The sequence below is a fragment of the Dethiosulfovibrio peptidovorans genome (assembly GCA_002748665.1).
Classification (GTDB): Bacteria; Synergistota; Synergistia; order Synergistales; family Dethiosulfovibrionaceae; genus Dethiosulfovibrio; species Dethiosulfovibrio peptidovorans_A.
The window spans coordinates 252,537-272,190 of sequence record PDTB01000015.1 but is presented as its reverse complement, the minus strand read 5'-3'; the positions used below and the strand labels follow the sequence as shown (position 1 = coordinate 272,190).

Below are 19,654 nucleotides of genomic sequence, written 5' to 3'. Positions count from 1 at the left end.
TCCTGAAAAAAATAGTCATATTCTTTTTTTTGAGCCCGTAGCTAAAGGGAGTCGGGAAATATACGTTCAAAATTTTTCAACGAGCCTGCCCTATGATATTCAGCTCGCTATGACCAGAACCCTTCCGGGATGTTCTGCTGCAAAAATACTCCGTCCAGGATATGCCATCGAATACGATTACATTAATCCAACAAGCCTTACTCCCTGGTTGGAAACTAAAAATATACAGAGGTTGTTTTTTGCTGGACAGATCAACGGAACATCAGGGTACGAGGAGGCTGCATCTCAAGGACTTCTTGCTGGGATCAACGCTGTTCTTTGTCTTAGAGGTGATGAGCCTCTGGTTTTAGGACGTCATGAAGCCTATATGGGGGTCTTAGTGGATGATCTTGTGACTAAGGGTACCAGGGAGCCTTATCGGATGTTGACCAGTCGGTGTGAATATCGACTGTTGCTTCGACATGATAATGCTGATCAACGTCTGGCCTGTTTGGGTCGTCGTCTTGGTCTTTTGGACGATCAGCGATGGGCTGTTTTGGAAAAAAGATGGGAAATTATAAACAGAGAAACTAACCGCTTAGAAAAGAGCAGGATATATCCCAGTAAACGCCTGAACGATGATCTGATAGCTCTGGGTGAATCTCCGTTAGATCGAACTGTCAGCGGAGACGATCTTTTAAGACGCCCAAAAGTTACCTACGATATGATCGTTAATTATTTACCATCCGAAGTTGAGATCGATAGGGATTTGACTCATAGGGTGGAGGTTCAGATCAAATATGCAGGTTATATAGATCGTCAACTTCGTTCTGTACATAAATTGGAGAGGATGGAAAACTTGACTATCCCTGATGATTTTGATTATCGTTCTATAAGTGGGCTTCTCACCGAAAGTTTGGAAAAATTAGAACAGATTCGTCCCATGACTTTGGGGCAAGCAGGTCGGATATCCGGCGTGACCCCCACCGATTTAGAGCTTCTGTCCACAGCTCTAAGCGCTAGGAAACGACATTCATGAGACAAACAGGAAGGGGACCCGAAAAAATAGATACCCTTATTGTCCGTACCCTCTCTCCATCGGTGGGCATCGCGATGACCATGTCGGAGGTCTGTCATCTATGGCCTTCGGTGGTAGGAGTCTCTTTAGGAAATAAAAGTTATCCGGCTTCTCTGGAGGACGGAGTTCTCGTGGTGACCTGTCAAACTCCTGGAGTCGCAAAGGTGATAAACATGAAAGGAGGAACAGTGACTTCGGAGATTCGTCGTCGGTGGGGACTGAACGTGACCAGGCTTCGGGTGGATCTTGGGAGTTTTGTCAGAACTGTTCAACCGTCCCAATCTCCTTCATTTAAGATGATTTATCCATCCCAGGAGTCCATTAAAACCTATTTTAATTCTACGTCGAAAAAAATAGATCGTCGAGATGTAGCCCAATCTCTGGCTTGCCTCATGGCTGTCTATGCACTGAGATTTCCCGATGGTGACGATAATCGAAAAGGAGATTGATATGCCTATGGCAATACAAGAGGAAAGATGGAAAGAAGATCAGAGGTTTCAGATAGCCCAATCTGAGGCTCTCTGTTCGATCATCTTGACCGGTATGTATTTTCTGTGGTGGTACGGGGTTGCCTACAGTGATGGAGTGGTAGGAGAATCGACGGTCTTTGGTCTTCCTGGATGTTTTTTTTCAGTGCTGTCTTAGGACCTTTCGTGTTTTGTTTCTTAGCTTGGGCTATGGTGAAGATTCTTTTTAGGTCTCTTCCCCTTGAGTCTGAATAGGGATGCACGTTATCATACCGACACTGGCTGGAACGCTTGTGGTTTTTGTGTTCACAAGTCTTTTCACTTCATATCCAGAAGAGTCCATTATACGAACTTTTTGGGGAAATAAAACTTAACGGACGGATTGATCGTATCGACGGTATCGTTTGAGGTTCTTAGCTATACGACTCCAATACGCTTCTGGAGGTCCCCCATAATAGTGTCCTAGAGCCGTCTTTAAATCTTTGTTCTTTTCTATATATCGAGATAATATAATGCTTCCTGCTTTGATACCTAGGACCGGATCGTGAAGCTCATCAGGGCTATTGAACCCGTAGGGTAAAAGCGTTTTTTCGTGAATTTTCCACGTAACCTGCATAACCCCTGCTGAACCATGAGAGCTCTTAGCCAAGGGGTTAAAATGACTCTCTGTGTTGGCAACGGCAATGAGCAGATCCAGAGGGACAGCGTAGAGATGACTGTATCGTAAAAATGCAGCTGATTCTTTAAAGGCTACATGAAGCGGGGTCGCGTCGTTTTGTTTAAGAATATAAGCTGTCAGATGACCGATTTTATTTATTGATTGTTTGATTATATATTTGCAATGTAATAAAAAGTTATTTTTATTAATATTATTTTTTATATTTTTAAAATATTTTTCTAAAGTTTTCTCCTTATGGAAGTACCTGCAGCCTCGAAGGGCAACCCCACCGAAGTTTTTCCGGATGTGGATACCGTAAAGAGAGAGATATACTACCGATATCGACAGATATATGACGAGTACAACCAGAACACGTTTGATGGTTTTCTCCATGGAGTCACCCCCTTTAAAAAATATATGGGGGCCTCTAAACATCTACATCCGAGTCTCCCAGTCTCAGGTCGTTCCGCCAAAGCCCTGTCTCGCCTAAACGTATTCTTTGACCTGCCTGCTTCGTACCGTCGCCTCGAAGGGCACCTCCTGTGTCCTCTCGACTGGGACGATATCCGCCTTATCCCAGTCGATACCGTCACGACGGCAGGTCAAAAATACGAACCTCGAATGGGCTCCGTCGAAACGATCTGAGGTGGGGTTCTGAGTTTTTAGAGGGTCCCTATGGATAATCAGGGTACACAGAAAATTTATTATAAATTTTTTTACTTTTTAAATTATTTTTTATTTAACAATAGCGAGAGAAGTTCTCCCGCTATTGTTCGTTTATAAACGAAGTTCGAATGACTGTGCTACTATATTCAGCAGAGTAATTTGATGAGAGGTGGTATATACATGAACAGACCAATTCAGATCGCTGATAAGACCTGGTGGATAGGCATCAACGACAGGACCACCGGTTTCTTTGAGGCTTTGTGGCCTCTTTCCAGAGGGGTTTCCTATAATTCTTACATGATTGACGATAACAAGGTGGCAGTGATCGACGGGGTTAAGGCCGATTTTTACTATCAATACATCGCTAAAATCAAGGGGATCATAGGTACTGATCGATCTGTGGACTACATGATTATCAATCACGTTGAACCCGATCACTCAGGAGCTATTGAGACCATGCTTCAGGCTTTCCCAGAGATCACCATCGTAGGCAACAGGAAAACCCTTAAGTATGTGAGTCAGTTTTATGGCTCACTGCCGCAATCTCTGGAGGTGGCTGATGGAGACGTGTTGGAGTTGGGCAACCACAGTCTGACCTTCTCCCTGATCCCCATGGTTCACTGGCCTGAAACCATGGTAACCTACGATACAGTCTCCAAAGCTCTCTATTCTTGTGATGCCTTTGGGAGCTTCGGAGCCCTGGATGGTGGGCTCTTTGATGACCAAATCGACCTGGAGGATTACAGAGGCGAAACGTATCGGTACTACTCCAATATTGTAGGAAAATACTCCACTTTTGTCGAGAGAGCTTTGGCTAAAGTTGATGGTTTAGATCTGGGAATGATTTGTCCTGCTCACGGCCCCCTGTACCGAAAAGATCCAGGATATATTGTTGAACTGTATCGCTCGATGGCTAGGCAAGATACCGATCGAGCAGTTTTAGTTGTATATGGCTCCATGTACGGAAATACCGCTCGTCTGGCCGAGGCGGCAGCTCGGGGCATCCATGACGAGGGCGTGACCGACGTGACCGTGATGGATTCGGCTACGGCAGACCTATCAAGTCTCATCCAGGAGGCTTGGAGGTGTCGGGGCCTGATCTTGGTAGGGTGCAGCTACAACGGCGGGGTGTTTCCCAAAATAGCTCACTTTATGGATATGCTGGAAGGTAAGAAGATGTCTCGACGTTTTGTGGGTATCTGTGGCTCCTATACCTGGAGTAAGGGAGCCGCGATGAAACCATTAAGACTCTTCGCCGAACAGGCGGGGTGGACAAAGGTGGAACCCGAAGTGGAGATTGTGAGCCGACCGACTGAGCAGGATTTAGACATGGCGGTGGAATTAGGACGAAACGTTGCCGATGCCGTTATAGGAGTGGATGATTGACGTTTCTGAGTTTTTAGAGGTTCCCTATCGTCAGACAATACGCCGACGGACATCCGTCGGCGTATTGTCTGGAGGTTGTTGGTATGGAGAAACTTGATCTACCCACACTAGGATACCCTTTTTTGTTCTTTTTCTCAAGGAGATTTCTCATTTATCTTGAGGAACTTTTTCGCTCCATCTCGAGAATAACTTCCTCCAGCTTATTCATCCAGTGACCATAGCCCTTCCAGTCTCCAGCTCTTAGAGCAGACTGGGATGCTTCCCAGATCTCCTGGGCTCGAACGGCCAGACTGTGAAGATCATGAGAACCTCCGTTCGTTGAGGTTTCAATAGTGCGTGGCTGATCCACAAAATCCTCAGGTGAAGCGGCTGTTGCGGACAGACCAAGGAGCTTCGCCAGAGCCGACCCAAAATCCTGGGCCCAGGTAACTCGTCCGCCCGTCGAGACGATCACCCGCTTGAGTTCAGGCAGATCCCCTCGTTCAGCCCGAAGGTACAGAGGTTGGACATAGAGAAGGGATTTGCCTATGGGGATGACTAACATGTTGCCCCTGATAACGTCAGAACCTCTCTGGCTCCACAGGGATAACTGGGCCGATATCTCCGGATTTTGGTCTACCAAAGCTGCAACCTGAGTAGGACCATAAATGAGTTTCTGTTTGGGGAACTTGTAAACCAGCAGGTCGCCGTAGTGTTCCCCATCTGATCGGCCGGCAAGCCAGGCGATCATGTTATTTTTACCCACAGGCATGAAAGGCGATATGATGACGAACTCGGATGATGTCTCTCCTGCCAGAGTCATGATCAGGTAGTAAGAATCCATCGCTGTATGATCGTCGCCACTGCCGACAGTCTCCCAAACGTCCTCTTTGTTGTAGAAAGTATTGGGGTTTTGCATGTGGTATGTTCGGTAAATCTCGCTTTGAATGGCGAAAAGCCCTTTGGGATACCGAATGTGACGCCGAAGTTCGGGAGACATGGAGCTTCCGTCGGTAAACAGGTCAGGAAAAATTTTTCGCCAAGTAGCAATGAGGGGATCTGAATTATCAAGCACGTAGAAAATCATGGTGCCGTCATAGGCATCCACCGTTGCTTTTACGCTGTTTCGGATGTAGTTAATCCTAGCCCGGCTTCGTCCTGCTCCGACCGGTACGGGCTCCGAATAGGGGTACCCATCGGTGGCAGTGTAGCAGTCTTGAATCCACAAAAGCCGTCCGTTCACTACAGCCATGTATGGATCGCCATCGTAGAGAAGGAACGGAGCAGCTTTTCTGAGCCGACCTCGGATGTTCCGGTGATACATAATCCGGCTCTCTGGAGTGAACACGTCGGAGAAAATGATCTTTGAGTCGTTGAAGCTCAAGGCGTATATGAGCCTCCGCCACAGGGAACCCATGGGAACGCCTCCCGAGCCATCGTAGGTCGTACGGGCATTCGATTCCCCCATAGGGTAGTCGAATTCCTGGACGGTAGTCTTGACGAATGCATAGTTCTCTGGAGCCTCGCCATAGTAGATCTGAGGCTTATTGATGGACATAGGGATGGACATCAACGGTGGCAGATCCTTAACCCAGAAAACGGGCTGTCCACTGGGGCTAACCTCGTTGACCGGGTTCATCACAACCCCATATCCGTGGGTGAACTCCAGCTTTGTGTTGGTCCAGGTGGGGTTTTGAAGCTCTCTGAGATTAAGTTCCCGGGCTGCGATCATCACTTGCCGGGTATGTCCTCTTACCGAATATCGGTCGATGTCGGCATTCAGAAAGTCATAATAGCTGCGAATCTCCTGAAGTTGTTTGTAACTTCGGAGCAGGGGGCTGTATTCCCATAACCGAATGTTGGTCAAGGTCTCCGTGTCGTCCTCCAGGTCCGCCTGAGTAATCGTTTTATCAGGCTCCACTTTCAGGATAGAAAGGTCCTTGAGGCCGTAGGCTTCCACCGTAGCGGTGATGTTATGCTCTATATAGGGGGTCTCCTTGACGAGCTCGTTGGGGACCACTACATATTTTTGGATGAGCCCTGGGTAGACACCTCTCAGGAGGATATTGGAGACGAAGAGGGCACCGATCACGAAAGCCGAGTATTTCCATGTTTTTTTTGCGATTCCCAGGAGAAGCAGGACAGCCACCATAGCTGAAAGAACGGTCATGACGTTCAGTGCCAGAAGATCGGCGTGGATGTCGGTATAGCTGGCTCCGAAAGCGACTCCCCTGGTAGAGTACAACAGATTGAAACGCTCAAGCCAGTACCCGAAGGACCAGTTCAAGGCCAATAAGGCGGCCAATGAAAGGAGGTGTCCCCGGATGGGCGTGGGGACGATGATTCGGCGTTCGAGCTGGAACTTGGGCAGGAGTGTGAGCACATAGATAGCAGCCGATCCGACCAGGCAAAGGAACAAAAGCTGCATGAGCCAGGCGTGGAGCATATGGTAGAACGGAAGCCCGAAGACGTAGAGTCCCACATCGTGTCCAAAGATGGGGTCAGTTACTCCGAAAGATGTGGCATGTATAAATCGTAGAACAACCTCCCACTGTCCTCGGACACCGTTGCCCGTAATGACGCCCAAGATTATTGATGCCGCAATAACCAGCAGAGCAGCCTTGGGAGAACGAAGGGGGATGAGCTGGGCCAGCTCATCAGGAAGAGAGATGGATCCGGCTCGTCTCTGGGCCAGACGGAAGGAGATCAGAAAAATCACCGTTGAAAGAATGGTGGCGGTTAGCCATAAACCCCATTGAGAAATAAGCGTTGTCCAGAATACGGAGCTTAGTTTTTGGGCTTGAAACCAGTAGATTTCGGTGAGAAATCCCGCAGAACCCTGGACGACGACGATGATTAAAGCAACGATAACCAAAGCGATGAGGACGGGCTTACTGATGGGGAGTTTAAACTTGGGCGGTTGGGACCTATCGTTGCTGCCTCTCTGATCGAACCAATCGCCGCTTCCCCGGGGGAACCAGTCTTTGTACGACATATAATCTCTCCTTTTTGTTAAAAAATATTAGGCTATGCCTTTTTTAGGCCACAGGAACATCATGGTTGGAACGGCAAGAAAAGGTAAAAAGGACACGAGTCCCAGGGCAGCTCGAAGTCCGCTCTGATCCGAGAGCCACCCCAAAGGTGCCATAGCAGCCCCTCCCAGGCCGAAAGAGAACCCCATCATGATCGAGCTGGCGGTGCTGCGACGCTTGGAAGCCAAGTTTTGGGCCATTGCGTCTGTGGCCGGCGAGCAAGAGCTTAGTAAGGCTCCTCCGATGACGAACAGGGGGATACTCCAAGAGGAATCAACGAGCCATGCCACGCATAGCAGCGTTCCCGCTGAGGGGATTATAGCCCGAACCACCGGAACATTTCCCACTTTCAGAGCAATTCGTGCAACGATCAGAGGGGCGATGGCTGAATTCAGGGACAGAGCAAACAGGAGGGTTCCGACTTGAGTCATCGATCCGCCGTGGGCCGTCACCAGCAAGGGAATTAAAAACCGAAGCCCCCTTTTAGAGCAATCCCTCAAGAACGTCACGATCCATATGGGATAGACCAGCCGAAAAACTCCCACAAGGTTTTTAATAAATCCATCCTCTGCAGTATTTATATGCTCGTCAGACGATTCTCGAATCTGAGGCATAATGCGGTAATACACACAGGCCAAAAGTATTGGTGGTGTAACCGCCACAAGAGGTATGACCCAATGCGGAAGAAAGCGATAAAGAGCAACGGCGTACAGAGAACTGACAGTCACCCCCGACATGCCTCCAAGGCCGAATAACGAAATGGCAAAGGCAAGATCCTGAGGAGGTGTTATGTATCCCAGAGAGCCTTGACCCTGGGGGTGAAAAGACGCTGTTCCCAGACCCCAAAGGACCACCATGCTCAAGGCCATTGTATAACTGCTGGACAGAGGGATGAGGGAGGCCCCCAGGGCTGTGGCTATGGGACCGAACATAATGGGCCACGGTCTGGTGTGCCCGTCAGCCACGTGCCCCATGATCGGCTGGAAAACAACGTGCATAATTCCTGACAGAGATGTGAGGATACCGGCTTGAACGTAGGAAAATCCCAGGTTTCGAACCATTGTCGGTAGGAAGGTATCAAGGAAAGCAGCGTATAGATCGTTGACCAGGTGACCTGTAGCCAGAAGGGACACCTTCGTTTTCGACGATACGGAGGAGTTTACTGTAAGCTCCATGGGCATATCCTTCCTTTTTTCTTGCTTGGACGAAAGCCGTTGAATGGCATTGTAACACCCCAGGGGTTTTGTGTCACAGGTGAGCTAAGGGGGCTTTATATTTGTATCGAATTCCCTCAAAAGGATGAGGACGACGGATACTCTCGATAAGGGCCGCTTCGTCGGTGAGGATCACCTTCTCTAACTGGACTGGGAATATAAACTTTCTCAGGTCAAGGATAGGCTGGATCTTGGATATAGCCCGATCGGTCAGGCCGTCAGGGATCGTCGCACGGTTGACCTTGAGAGTGTAGTCGTCCAACCATATTTGCTTACCACCGGTTACCTTGAAAGTCCCATCTATCTCAATGAGGATATTCAGCTTTATAAAAAGCGCGTTGGCCAGGTAGTTTCCTCGAGCGTAAACCCGCCCCGGAGAGAAATCAAGCTGAATATTATCCCATCGCTCGTCCTTACCAAACTCCTTTTGCTTCAAGTGATCGTTGATGTCCTGTTCTCGAATCACCGTCAGGGCGTTGGTGGATAGGGCTGAGAGCACATCGGCACTCTCGGTGTTCCACGTATCAGGGGGGGTGAAGAGGACATCCAAGCCTTCGATAACGATCTGATCTACGATAACACCGCCGATCTCGGCATCTCGGAGGTCTAGATAGATATGCCGGACCCGACCGGACTCCTCTGGCTCTCCGTCCAGGATCATCTCGGCCTCTTGAGGGTGTGTTTTTCTTAGAAATTCATCGAACAGTTTTTGTCCCAACTCATGAGAGCGAGCCTGAGGGGACTGAAGGAGAGCAAGAGTCAATACCGCTAAAAAAACAAGTTTAGATTGGGTCATGTATAAATCCTCCCGATGACGATATAGTTCCGTAGGTCTGGATGTTATAGTACCATGTCGTACGTATTTTATTCCCGATTTTGAAAGGTAGCTCTTTTCCCGGGCATTAGGATCGCACAACACCGGTTATACTCAAACACCGAAGTTCCTGAAACAGCAAAGCTTCTTTCCGAAACAGAGTGAAACACGTCTTTGGAGATCAAACCACGAAAAAGACCAGGCCGTCATGACTGTCGGGGATTTTCTTCGGGCTATCCGGGAATTTTGTTTGGAGAGAGACTTCCCCGCTGGAGCAAGCTTTGGTGTTCCCTTCTGAGATGTTATAATAAGCTTGGAGCGGCTCTTCTATAAATTTGATCGGACTATGTATTAAATTCAGAGAGCACCTCCTGTGCCCTCTTGGCTTAGGATGACATCCGCCTCGTCCCAGTCGATACTTCACGACGGCAGACTAAAAATACGAACCTTGAATGGGCTCCGTCGAAACGACCTGAGGCGAGTTTCTGAGTTTTTAGAGGTTCCCCAAAAACTGAGTGAGGAAGTTCGGTGATCTTTGGCGAGCATGAAGAGAGCCGAAATATTTCAAAGAGCAGGAGGAGATTTACCTATGAGAAAAGCTATCGTTACGGACAAAGCACCGGGAGCTATTGGGCCCTACAGCCAGGGAATTGAGACCGAGACCTTTGTCTATACTTCGGGACAACTCGGCATGGATCCGGTAACAAAGGTCTTTGCCGATACAATCGAAGGGCAGACAGAGCTGGCTCTCAAGAACGTGTCGGCTGTATTGGAGGCCGGAGGAAGTTCGCTGGACAACGTGGTCAAGACCACGGTTTTTCTACAGGATATGAATGACTTTGCCGTAATGAACGAGATCTATAAAAAGTTCTTCAGCGGCGAGTGCCCGGCCAGAAGCGCAGTGCAGATTGCCAGACTTCCCTTGGACGCTAAGGTGGAAATAGAGGTCGTCGCTCTGAAACAATAAACCAGAGAGTCGAACACAATACAGGGACGCCAAGAATTTTCAGCGTCCCTGTATTGTGTTTTTAAGTTGAGTCATAAAATTGACGTGATGACCGGCGAGAGGTTGTTGACCGCCTTCACTCCAGAGAGAAGATCCACAAGGCTCTTCACTCTGTGGGCCTTGCCCTTGACCATGATCACCTCAAGACAGTGATCGTTGTCAGCATGAACGTGATTAGTGCAAATAATGACATCGCCGAAATTGTGCTGAACATCTGTCAAAACAGAACTTACCTCCCGGGCGTGGTGATTGTACGAGATAGTCAAAGACCCGTACACAACTCCCTCTCCTTGGGCCCATCGTCGTTCCGATATGGAGTTCCGTATAAGTTGTCTCAAGGCCTCGGATCTATTGGGAATGCCTTTCTCCTCAACTTGGCGGTCAAAATCACGAAGCAGCTTCTCAGGTACCGCCACCCCGAAGCGAATTAACGTTTTGTCTGTCATCTTCATTTCTTCCCCCGTCAATATTTCGTGTACGTACTGCTATTATAGAGCATATAATACCAAAGGATACTATGTATGATACGCATATCCCTTGAAAGGATGTGATCGGCGTGGGATGGCGGACGGAAGAAGACTCACTAGGAAAGGTTATGGTACCGCATGATGCACTATGGGGCCCTCAGACCCAGAGGAGCCTGGATAATTTTCCTATAGGAACAGAGGTCATGCCGCCGGAGCTTATTGAGGCCTTGGTTTTGATCAAAAAAGCTGCAGCCTCGGTCAACGTTGAACTCCAGGTTCTGGATCAGGATCGAGGGCGGGCTATCGTCGAGGCTGCCGATCAAGTTCTTTCAGGCAACTGGAAGGATCAGTTTCCTCTCTCTTTGTGGCAGACCGGCAGCGGTACCCAGACCAACATGAATGTCAATGAGGTTTTGGCTCACCTTGCCAGGAGATCCTCGGGGTTGGACGTCCATCCCAACGATCACGTAAACCGGAGCCAGAGCAGCAACGATGTCTTCCCCGCTGCTATGCACATATCCACAGTGCTCGCTGTTGAGCGTCGTCTGTGTCCTGTTTTGGAGGCCATGGTTTCGGTCCTCCGGGAGAAGGTCACGAGGTATATTGACCTGGTCAAGATTGGCCGAACCCATCTCCAGGATGCCACACCGGTGACTGTTGGTCAGGAGATAGGCGGATGGGTTCGTATGATCGAGCGCTGCGAGTCCATGCTTCTCAGCGCTGTGGAATACCTCAAGGACCTGGCTTTGGGGGGGACAGCTGTAGGAACCGGCCTTAATGCCCCTGATGGGTTCGGAGAAAGGGCGGCTCAGGAGCTGGGAGACCTGACAGGGATCGATTTTCGTTCAGCACCGGATAAATTTCATTCCCTCACGAGCAAAGACGAGTTGGCAGCCCTTCACGGTGTTCTCAAAGCGCTGGCGGCCGACCTCATGAAGATTGCCAACGACGTTCGGTGGCTCGCTTCCGGTCCTCGGTGCGGTCTGGGCGAGCTGGTTATCCCAGCCAATGAGCCAGGGAGTTCCATTATGCCCGGCAAGGTTAATCCCACTCAGGCCGAGGCTCTGACCATGATCGCGGTTCAGGTCATGGGAAACGACGTTGCGGTGGGTATGGCTGCAAGCCAGGGGAACTTTCAGCTGAACGTGTTCATGCCTGTGATGATCAACGCCGTGCTTCAGTCGCTGCGGCTTTTGTCCGACGGGGTTGATTCCTTCACTAAAAGGTGCCTGTCAGGACTTGAGGTCGACGAGGAACGAATCGTCCAGACACGGGACCGATCCCTCATGTTGGTCACCGCTTTGACGCCGACATTGGGCTATGATCGGTCGGCTGCCATCGCAAAAAAAGCTCATGAAGAAGGTCTCACTCTCAGGGAGGCCGCTGTCTCCTCAGGAGCTCTCTCGGGTGAGGATTTTGATCGGCTTGTCCGTCCAGAGAACATGGTCTGAACGGGAAGTGGGCTTGTGGATGCCACACCCATAAAACTCGCTTTTGAATTCAGGGTACTCCAAAAAACCAGAAACTTGTCTCAGGTCGTTTTGACGGAGCCCATTCGAGGTTCGTATTTTTGACCTGCCGTCGTTAAGTATCGACTGGGGCAACAGGGTTCTGGCGGAACGACCTGAGGCTGGGAGACTCGGACGCATTTACTGTTGAAACAAGCGAGGGAACGCCGAAGGGGCTGATCGACGGTAGGGCTCTGGAACTTGAATTGACGTACCAAGGCAAGCCGCAGCGTGCCAGGGCCATCGGGGATTGAATAGCATGGCTCGCCCGATTGCCACCATATCGGTTTTCCCCGTAGATACGATGGAGTCGGCGTGTTCCGCCTGAGTTATAAGGCCGACGGCAATGGTGGGCAAACCGGTATCCGCCTTAATTCTTGAAGCGAAAGGGAGTTGGTATCCTGGGTGAAGAGATATGATCTGCTCGGGCGAGAGACCACCGCTTGAGACGTGGATGTAGTCGCAACCTAGATGTCGAAGTTGTCGGACCAAGGTGGTCGATTGGTCCAGATCCCATCCTCCAGGCACCCAATCGGTGGCCGAGATACGGACGCCTATCACGCTGTGAGGAACCGCCTTCCGAACCGATCGGAGAACCTCCAGGGTGAGCCTCATCCGATTTTCCAGCGAACCTCCGAATCGATCGTGACGGCGATTGCTTAGAGATGAGAGAAATTGGTGGAGAAGATAGCCGTGAGCTGCGTGGATCTCAACGGCGTCGAATCCCAAACGGTCTGCCCGATAGGCGGCATCTGTGAAAGCTTGAATCACGTCTTGTATCTTCTCCTCCGAAAGCTCTGATGGGAGGGGAGCTCCTTGACCATAGGCAAGAGGCGATGGAGCCACCGGGACCCAGCCTCCGTTCTCAGGGGTGATGAGATGGCTGCCATCCCACGGTGCGCTACAGGATCCTTTTCGTCCGGCGTGGGCCAGTTGGATCGCCAGAGGCATGGAGGCGTAGGGCCGTATGCTTGCCAGTAAATGGGCCATGGCTTCCTCGGTTTCGTCGGACCATAGCCCCAGGTCGAAAGGAGAGATCCTTCCTTCAGGGCATACCGCCGTGGCTTCCAATATGATCAGTCCCGCTCCAGAGCATACCATCTGACCGTAGTGAATGATGTGCCATGGCGTTGGTTTACCGTCTTTGGCTACGAATTGACACATAGGTGGCAGGATAATGCGATTGGGCAGGGTGATCGGACCGATTTGTATGGGAGAAAACAGTCTGTTCATGGCATTCGTCCTTTCTTGGTACAGAGCTCGACATAATAAATTTAAAAACAAATCCAAGGCCTTGTGTATGTACAATAATACATTATCCACAACACGCTCTCTTGTTGGACGATTGGCCAAAAGATCGTATACTGACTCAAAGAAAAAACACAATCCGTCAATGTTGCTTCTTGGAGCCCAAAGAACATGGCTGTGTAGTGGTAGTTTTCTAAACGATCAGCATATAAAGTTAATTTTAAGGCAGAGGCGCTTTGGGGCACCTCGGGAAAGGAGGAACTCACCATGAGCGAAACCGACATATCTCAACCTCGTCTGGCGGTTCTCATCGACGCGGACAACGCCAGACCAGCCATCACCGAGGGGTTGCTCGCTGAGGTAGCCAAGTACGGTGTTGCCAGCGTCAAGCGCATCTATGGCGATTGGACTACCCCGAACCTAGGGGGATGGAAGGGCGTTCTTCTTGAACATTCCATCCAGCCCATCCAGCAATTTCGGTACACTGTTGGCAAGAACGCCACAGATAGTGCCATGATAATCGATGCCATGGATCTCTTGTTTACCAATCGCTTTGACGGCTTCTGTCTTGTGTCCAGCGACAGCGACTTCACCCGATTGGCTGCCCGCATTCGGGAGGCTGGTCTGACGGTCTATGGCTTCGGGGAGAAGAAGACTCCTAAGCCGTTCGTCTCGGCCTGTGACAAGTTTATCTACACTGAAGTCATCATCATCAAAGAGGATGCCCAGCCGGCTATCCGACGCAAGACATCCGTTGAGCTCAAAGGTGACACCCAGTTGGTAAATCTCCTGCGAACATCTTTAGAGGCGGCCTCCGACGACGCCGGATGGGCTCAGCTGGGAACCGTGGGGAGTAATATCGCCAAACAGTCCCCCGAGTTTGACCCCAGAAATTACGGGTATACTAAGCTCGGCGAACTGGCCTCGGCCATAGGTATTTTCGATGTTGACGAGAGGGTCCAAAGTGACGGTCACTCCCGGGTAATATACATTCGAAACCGTCCCAAGGGGCGAAAGACCATCAAAAAAACCAGGCGAAAGGCCTAACCTCTTTTTTTGCGGATACGGGTCATGTCCCGAACGATCATGGCTAAGTTGTGGGCGTGATCTCCGATCCGTTCAAAATTGCTTAGGATGTCGATGAACACCACGCCAGCTGAAGGACTGCATGAGCCCTCGTTGAGACGGCGGATATGGCTTTTTCGAAGTTTTTGTTCCATGTCATCCACCTCTTCTTCCAGGATCTCCGCGACGTAGTTGGCCTTCTTCAGATCCTCGGTCTCAACGGCCTCCAAGCTGAGGGCCAGAGAACTTCGAACCAACTGGTACATCTGGTTGAACTCGGACATGCCTTTTTCTGAGAAACTGAGCTTATTCTCTCGCTTATACTCGTACGTCTCCATCAGATTTTGGGCATGGTCTCCGATACGCTCGATATCCCCCAGGCCGTTCACGTAGGACGATAGAACCTGAGAGAGCTCACTGGAGATGTGTCGCTCCCAGAGTTCGGAAGCATACGCAGCGATCCGATGGGTCATATCGTTAACGACTTTTTCTGTTTGGTTTACTTGGTCAATCATCTTGGGGTCATCCTTGGTATAGCCTGCATGAACGTCATCCAGCATCTCCAGGGCGATATGACCGAGATGGAGGACTTCCTTGCGTATAGCGTCGGTTGCGGCCGCCGGGGAAGCTTCCAGAAGGTGTGCATCCAGGTAGAGAGGACCTGAATGAGCTTCCTCCGAGGATGGGATGATACGTTTGATGACGCCCACGAAGGGTGTCACGAAGGGAAGAAAAATCAGGGTGTTGGTCAAATTGAAGAGGGTGTGAGCGTTGGCGATCTGTCGGGCAATGTCTGAAGATGTGGCTAGGATTACGTGTTTGTATAAAGGCAATGCAACCAGGAAGATACAGACCCCTATGAGGTTGAAAAACACGTGGGATGCTGCTGCCTGCTTAGCTGATCGGTTGGAACCCAGGGAGGCCAGAACGGCTGTGATTGTAGTTCCCATATTGTCTCCAAGAAGAATGGGAATGGCAGCGCCGAGGGGAAGAAGCCCTTGGGTGCCCATGGCTATCGTGAGTCCTACCGTGGCCGAGCTCGACTGAATAAGCATGGTGAGTGTTGTTCCGGCAAGGATGCCAAGGATGGGGTTTCGGCTGAAGGCTAGAAAAATATCCTTGCGATTCCGGAGAAAATCCATGCTCCCCTCCATAGTCGTCATGCCCATGAAAAGGAATCCAAAGCCTAACATACCGTTGCCCAGATACTTCTGTTTTTTCGTCTTTCCGAAAACGGCCAGAATCATTCCTATCCCTACGATGGGCAGGGCATAGTTCTTTATCTTGAAAGCGATGAGTTGGGCTGTGACCGTGGTGCCTACGTTGGCCCCCATAATTACCCCTACTGCCTGCTTCAGGGTCATGAGCCCGGCCTGAACAAAACTGACCGCCATCACCGTGGTGCCGCTGCTGCTCTGAATGAGTACAGTGACCAGGGTTCCGATGAGAACACCCTTGATTGGAGTGCTTGTGAGCGAGGCGATGAGCTGTCGAAGACGATCACCGGCCAGGTCCTGAAGTGAATCGCTCATAAGCTTGATTCCATACAAAAAGAGACCCAATCCCCCGAGAATCTGAAAAAAATGAGCTGTATCCACGTCGTATCAATCCCCCAAAAAAACGAATGTGACAATTGTAAATCTCTTTCTGGAATCATTCTACGGTAAAAACGTTTTACAGGGGAGGGGTAACGGTTTTTTCCTGTTCGAGATATAATTACAATTTATGGACACAAAGACGGATATGTGAGGAGTTGATCGAATATATGCAGACATACGATTTTGATCAAATCGTGGATCGGCGAGGGACCAACTGTACCAAGTGGGATGGCATGAAGGAAGTCTTCGGTCGTGAGGATCTGACGGCTTTGTGGGTAGCCGACATGGATTTCAAGGCTCCACCTCAGATAATAGAGGCGTTGCAAAATAGAGTGGAGCATGGGATCTTTGGCTACACTCGCTACTCTGACGGATGGTACGATGCCTTTATAGATTGGGTCAATCGCCGTCATAACTGGGAGATCGAGCGACATTGGATTACGCACTCGCCGGGGATCGTTACCGCCATGGCTCTGACCCTGAAGGCTCTGACCGAGCCGGGAGATTCTGTCGTTATCCAGCCACCGGTCTATCATCACTTTGAGGAACAGATTCGGTTGAACGGTCGGGAGCCTGTCCTGAACCCTCTGCTCTACAAAGATGGTCGCTTCGTTATGGATTTAGATGATTTAGACGAGAAACTTCGGGGTGCCAGGGGGCTGCTCTTGTGCAGTCCTCACAACCCGGCAGGTCGGGTGTGGACTGAGGGTGATTTGTCAGCTGTGGCGGATCTTTGTCTGCGTCATAACGTGATCCTTATCAGCGATGAAATTCATTCCGACGTCGTTTACAGCGGCTTTCGTCACCATCCCATAGCATCGCTCTCCCCCGAGATCGCCCGGCGTTCCGTGACCTTCATGGCTCCGAGCAAAACCTTCAATATCGCGGGATTCAAGACGTCGGCCGTCGTTATTCCCGATGCGGACTTGAAAGCACGCTATGATCGCTTGGCCGAGGCCATGAGCCTGGAGGGGGGAACCTGTATGGCTGTTAATGCCTTCGAGGCCGCTTACCGTTACGGCGAACCCTGGCTTAAGGCCTTGCTTCGGTATCTGGAGGGTAACCTTGACGAGGTGGAGACCACGCTCAGAAAGCGCATTCCTTTCATTACTTTGGTTCGTCCCGAGGGAACCTACGTGCCATTGGTGGACTTTCGATCCTTGAAAAAAGAACCCGAGGCTCTTCAACGTTTCCTTCTGGATGCTGGTGTGGCCATGAACAGCGGCGCCATGTTCGGCTCAGGAGGGGAGGGGTTCGCCAGGCTTAACATTGCTACGCCTAGAGCTCTGTTACGGGAGGGCTTGGATAAGATCGTCAGGGCGGTTTCCGCCCTGAGATGAGGAAAACCTGTATAAGTGCAACGCACACATTGATCTGATTGGTCATCTGCTGGTATAATAAAAAAATGGGAGCTTTGTCTCTACAAAACACCACTTCAGAAAAGAGGAGAAACCATGACACGTTCTACCCCTCTCATCACGTTATTTCTCGCCCTGATCCTGACCCTGGGAATCGTCTCTGCAGGAGGAGCCGATCCTCTCGATGCCATTAATCCCACGAATGAGGCTATGGATGTCCCTGCTGGCCCCGTGACCCTTATCTGGGAGGCCGTTTCGGGTGATGCCGTAAGCTATGATGTTCGTTTTGGAGGGAGCGCTGCCTCTATGACGGATGTCCCCCTTCCTTACCCGTCAGCTCCCATGGCAGACGTGGTTACCGAAGAGGGGGCGACCTATTACTGGCAGGTCACGGCCCATACCGTAAGCGGCGATCTCCTTTCTGGTATATGGAGTTTTACCACTACGGTTACAGCGCCCCCCGGAGAGTTTGAGATTGTCTATCCGCCAGATGGTGCTACGGATGTTCCATATGGATCGCAAACTCTTCTGTGGACCTATGCGTCCACCGAGGAGGGGTATATAAACGCAGACCACTACACCGTCTATTTTGGCAGCAGCGCCGGGACCGTCAAACAAGTACCTGGGTATTACACCAATGATAACACCTTGGCGGACGTATACTTGGAGGAAGGGACTAAGTATTTCTGGCGTGTTGTTGCTTGGGGAAGGAACGGTTCGGCGAGGCTCTCGACCTTCTGTACCTTCACGACCAAGAGTGACCCGACCATCAGTGGTGGATGTGTCTCTACGCCTTTAGGCTATAGTGCCCTTTGGATTGCGCCGCTGCTTCTTTTGCTTCGTAAGTAGCCTTTTCCACTAAGGGCAGGGCTGGACGTGTAAAATTCATGTTTGAAGGGGGAATTTTAAGTGAAAATATTCGCTAAGCTGTGCTTGTCTGTCGTCCTTGGGCTTACCGTATCGATGGGAGCCATGGCGGGAGAGGCCATTAAAATCGGTTATCTGGCGGCGCTGACCGGTGATTGGGCGGCTTACGGCCAGACCGAGAAACGCACGGCTGAGCTGGCCGTGAATGAGATCAACTCTAAGGGTGGTATCGACGGCAAAAAAATCGAGCTCATCGTGTACGATTTTCGGGGGCGTCAGGAAGATGCTGTAAATGCCGTCCGTCGTCTCATAGAGGAGGACAACGTCTCAGCCATTGTGGGCTCCAACGCCAGCGGCATCAACATCGCCACGGCGGCGCTGGTAAATCGGGGCAAGGTGCCCCAGATCGGAACGGTCTCCACCAATCCCATGGTCACAGTGGACCGCAGAGGCAAGGTTCGTCCGTACAGTTTCCGAATCTGCTTCACCGATCCGTATCAGGGCAAGTTGATCGCCTGGTTTGCTGCAAAAGAACTGGGTAAAACCAAGGCGGCCGTGCTCTACGATATCGCCAGCGACTACGCTCAGGGGCTTCGGGAATTCTTCATCAAAAGCTTCAAGAACTACGGTGGAGAGACCGTAGCTGACGAGGCATTCAAGGGCGGTCAGGACGTGGATTTTCGTGCGCAACTTACCAAGATCAGGGACTCTGGAGCCGATGTGCTGGTCCTGCCTAACATGGGCAAGGAGATGGCTCTCATCATGAAACAAGCTCGGGAGCTTGGTATGAACGATCTCGTCTTCGTAGGTGGCGATGGATACGCTGAGTTTATGTGGGAGATCGCTGGAGACGCTATGGAAAACTCCTATTGGATCAACCACGTATCACCAAGCGATCCCAGCATGGCCAAGTTCTTTGCTGACTACAAAGCTACATATAACGACCAATGTAAGGAATTCGTCAACGGCATCCTGGGATATGACGCCATGTACTGGCTTTTTGACGCTATCGATAGGGCAGATTCGGACGATCCTGTGAAGATCGCTCAGGCTTTGGCTACCACAAAGGAATTACAGCTTCATCACGCTGTCATCACCATGGACGAGTTCCACAACCCCTTGGACAAAGACGGGATCGTCCTTGTCGCCAAAGAGGGTCGAGGACAGTTCTTTAAGAAAATCAGACCCGAATAGACGGCTTCTTCGTGATTCCTGTTGAGACGGGGGGGCGTAAGTACCCCCCGTCTTTGTTCTCGTGACGATA

The 19,654-nt window shown here is 50.5% G+C and carries 16 protein-coding genes and 1 pseudogene; 10 read left to right on the top strand and 7 right to left on the bottom strand.

The window, feature by feature from the left end; genetic code table 11:
• From CSA35_02590 to CSA35_02580, 3 genes and pseudogenes are all read left to right on the top strand, one after another.
• A partial coding sequence (locus CSA35_02590) for a tRNA uridine-5-carboxymethylaminomethyl(34) synthesis enzyme MnmG (GenBank protein ID PIE55332.1) occupies window positions 1–1,018 on the top strand: 1,018 nt, incomplete at its 5' end.
• Window positions 1,015–1,506: a hypothetical protein gene (locus CSA35_02585; GenBank protein ID PIE55331.1), complete on the top strand. Its 492-nt coding sequence runs from the start codon at window positions 1,015–1,017 to the stop codon at window positions 1,504–1,506. The genes CSA35_02590 and CSA35_02585, both read left to right, overlap by 4 nt.
• Window positions 1,507–1,513: 7 nt before the next feature.
• Window positions 1,514–1,779 (top strand): annotated as a pseudogene (locus tag CSA35_02580) (sodium:pantothenate symporter).
• A gap of 115 nt (window positions 1,780–1,894) precedes the next feature.
• Here the strand turns inward: CSA35_02580 and CSA35_02575 are convergent.
• Window positions 1,895–2,617 (bottom strand): hypothetical protein, encoded by a 723-nt coding sequence (locus CSA35_02575; protein PIE55330.1) that lies wholly within the window; start codon window positions 2,615–2,617, stop codon window positions 1,895–1,897.
• Window positions 2,618–3,028: 411 nt separating this feature from the next.
• Between CSA35_02575 and CSA35_02570 the strand changes: the two genes are divergently transcribed.
• Window positions 3,029–4,234, top strand: coding sequence for an FprA family A-type flavoprotein (locus CSA35_02570; GenBank protein ID PIE55329.1), 1,206 nt, complete (start codon window positions 3,029–3,031; stop codon window positions 4,232–4,234).
• Window positions 4,235–4,385: 151 nt separating this feature from the next.
• On the opposite strand, the gene CSA35_02565 is transcribed toward CSA35_02570, so the two are convergent.
• The 3 genes from CSA35_02565 to CSA35_02555 form a co-directional block, all read right to left on the bottom strand.
• The gene (locus tag CSA35_02565) at window positions 4,386–7,208 is read right to left on the bottom strand and encodes a hypothetical protein (GenBank protein PIE55328.1); all 2,823 of its coding nucleotides are present in this window, start codon (window positions 7,206–7,208) and stop codon (window positions 4,386–4,388) included.
• Window positions 7,209–7,235: 27 nt separating this feature from the next.
• Window positions 7,236–8,426: a hypothetical protein gene (locus tag CSA35_02560; GenBank protein PIE55327.1), complete on the bottom strand. Its 1,191-nt coding sequence runs from the start codon at window positions 8,424–8,426 to the stop codon at window positions 7,236–7,238.
• Between the two features lie 67 nt (window positions 8,427–8,493).
• Window positions 8,494–9,255: a hypothetical protein gene (locus CSA35_02555; GenBank protein ID PIE55326.1), complete on the bottom strand. Its 762-nt coding sequence runs from the start codon at window positions 9,253–9,255 to the stop codon at window positions 8,494–8,496.
• A 607-nt stretch (window positions 9,256–9,862) separates the two neighbouring features.
• Here CSA35_02555 and CSA35_02550 point away from each other — a divergent pair.
• A complete protein-coding gene (locus CSA35_02550; protein PIE55325.1) occupies window positions 9,863–10,240 on the top strand; it encodes a reactive intermediate/imine deaminase in 378 nt (125 codons plus the stop codon).
• 71 nt (window positions 10,241–10,311) lie between these two features.
• Here CSA35_02550 and CSA35_02545 read toward each other — a convergent pair whose 3' ends face one another.
• The gene (locus CSA35_02545) at window positions 10,312–10,725 is read right to left on the bottom strand and encodes a nickel-responsive transcriptional regulator NikR (GenBank protein PIE55354.1); all 414 of its coding nucleotides are present in this window, start codon (window positions 10,723–10,725) and stop codon (window positions 10,312–10,314) included.
• A 110-nt stretch (window positions 10,726–10,835) separates the two neighbouring features.
• On the opposite strand from CSA35_02545, the gene fumC reads away from it, so the two are divergent.
• On the top strand, window positions 10,836–12,197 hold the full coding sequence (gene fumC / locus CSA35_02540) for a fumarate hydratase, class II (GenBank protein PIE55324.1): 1,362 nt from the start codon (window positions 10,836–10,838) through the stop codon (window positions 12,195–12,197).
• A gap of 198 nt (window positions 12,198–12,395) precedes the next feature.
• On the opposite strand, the gene CSA35_02535 is transcribed toward fumC, so the two are convergent.
• A complete protein-coding gene (locus CSA35_02535; protein PIE55323.1) occupies window positions 12,396–13,487 on the bottom strand; it encodes an oxidoreductase in 1,092 nt (363 codons plus the stop codon).
• 297 nt (window positions 13,488–13,784) lie between these two features.
• On the opposite strand from CSA35_02535, the gene CSA35_02530 reads away from it, so the two are divergent.
• The gene (locus CSA35_02530; GenBank protein PIE55353.1) at window positions 13,785–14,549 is read left to right on the top strand and encodes a Maebl; all 765 of its coding nucleotides are present in this window, start codon (window positions 13,785–13,787) and stop codon (window positions 14,547–14,549) included.
• Here CSA35_02530 and CSA35_02525 read toward each other — a convergent pair.
• Window positions 14,546–16,165 carry a Na/Pi cotransporter gene (locus CSA35_02525; protein ID PIE55322.1) on the bottom strand — a complete coding sequence of 540 codons (1,620 nt, stop codon included), beginning with the start codon at window positions 16,163–16,165 and terminating at the stop codon, window positions 14,546–14,548. The genes CSA35_02530 and CSA35_02525 overlap by 4 nt on opposite strands.
• Before the next feature lie 167 nt (window positions 16,166–16,332).
• On the opposite strand from CSA35_02525, the gene CSA35_02520 reads away from it, so the two are divergent.
• The 3 genes from CSA35_02520 to CSA35_02510 all read left to right on the top strand — a co-directional run bounded on the left by CSA35_02520 (window position 16,333) and on the right by CSA35_02510 (window position 19,584).
• The gene (locus tag CSA35_02520) at window positions 16,333–17,505 is read left to right on the top strand and encodes a cystathionine beta-lyase (GenBank protein ID PIE55321.1); all 1,173 of its coding nucleotides are present in this window, start codon (window positions 16,333–16,335) and stop codon (window positions 17,503–17,505) included.
• Between the two features lie 114 nt (window positions 17,506–17,619).
• Window positions 17,620–18,372, top strand: coding sequence for a hypothetical protein (locus CSA35_02515; GenBank protein ID PIE55320.1), 753 nt, complete (start codon window positions 17,620–17,622; stop codon window positions 18,370–18,372).
• Window positions 18,373–18,486: 114 nt separating this feature from the next.
• Window positions 18,487–19,584, top strand: coding sequence for an ABC transporter substrate-binding protein (locus CSA35_02510; GenBank protein ID PIE55352.1), 1,098 nt, complete (start codon window positions 18,487–18,489; stop codon window positions 19,582–19,584).
• Window positions 19,585–19,654: the final 70 nt, after the last annotated feature.

What these genes read in the sequence shown, in the direction of transcription:
- CSA35_02585 (PIE55331.1), top strand. Translation starts at nt 1,015, where the DNA reads ATGAGACAAACAGGAAGGGGACCCGAAAAAATAGATACCCTTATTGTC.
- CSA35_02575 (PIE55330.1), bottom strand. Translation starts at nt 2,617, where the DNA reads ATGTTTAGAGGCCCCCATATATTTTTTAAAGGGGGTGACTCCATGGAG.
- CSA35_02570 (PIE55329.1), top strand. Translation starts at nt 3,029, where the DNA reads ATGAACAGACCAATTCAGATCGCTGATAAGACCTGGTGGATAGGCATC.
- CSA35_02565 (PIE55328.1), bottom strand. Translation starts at nt 7,208, where the DNA reads ATGTCGTACAAAGACTGGTTCCCCCGGGGAAGCGGCGATTGGTTCGAT.
- CSA35_02560 (PIE55327.1), bottom strand. Translation starts at nt 8,426, where the DNA reads ATGCCCATGGAGCTTACAGTAAACTCCTCCGTATCGTCGAAAACGAAG.
- CSA35_02555 (PIE55326.1), bottom strand. Translation starts at nt 9,255, where the DNA reads ATGACCCAATCTAAACTTGTTTTTTTAGCGGTATTGACTCTTGCTCTC.
- CSA35_02550 (PIE55325.1), top strand. Translation starts at nt 9,863, where the DNA reads ATGAGAAAAGCTATCGTTACGGACAAAGCACCGGGAGCTATTGGGCCC.
- CSA35_02545 (PIE55354.1), bottom strand. Translation starts at nt 10,725, where the DNA reads ATGACAGACAAAACGTTAATTCGCTTCGGGGTGGCGGTACCTGAGAAG.
- CSA35_02535 (PIE55323.1), bottom strand. Translation starts at nt 13,487, where the DNA reads ATGAACAGACTGTTTTCTCCCATACAAATCGGTCCGATCACCCTGCCC.
- CSA35_02520 (PIE55321.1), top strand. Translation starts at nt 16,333, where the DNA reads ATGCAGACATACGATTTTGATCAAATCGTGGATCGGCGAGGGACCAAC.
- CSA35_02515 (PIE55320.1), top strand. Translation starts at nt 17,620, where the DNA reads ATGACACGTTCTACCCCTCTCATCACGTTATTTCTCGCCCTGATCCTG.
- CSA35_02510 (PIE55352.1), top strand. Translation starts at nt 18,487, where the DNA reads ATGGGAGCCATGGCGGGAGAGGCCATTAAAATCGGTTATCTGGCGGCG.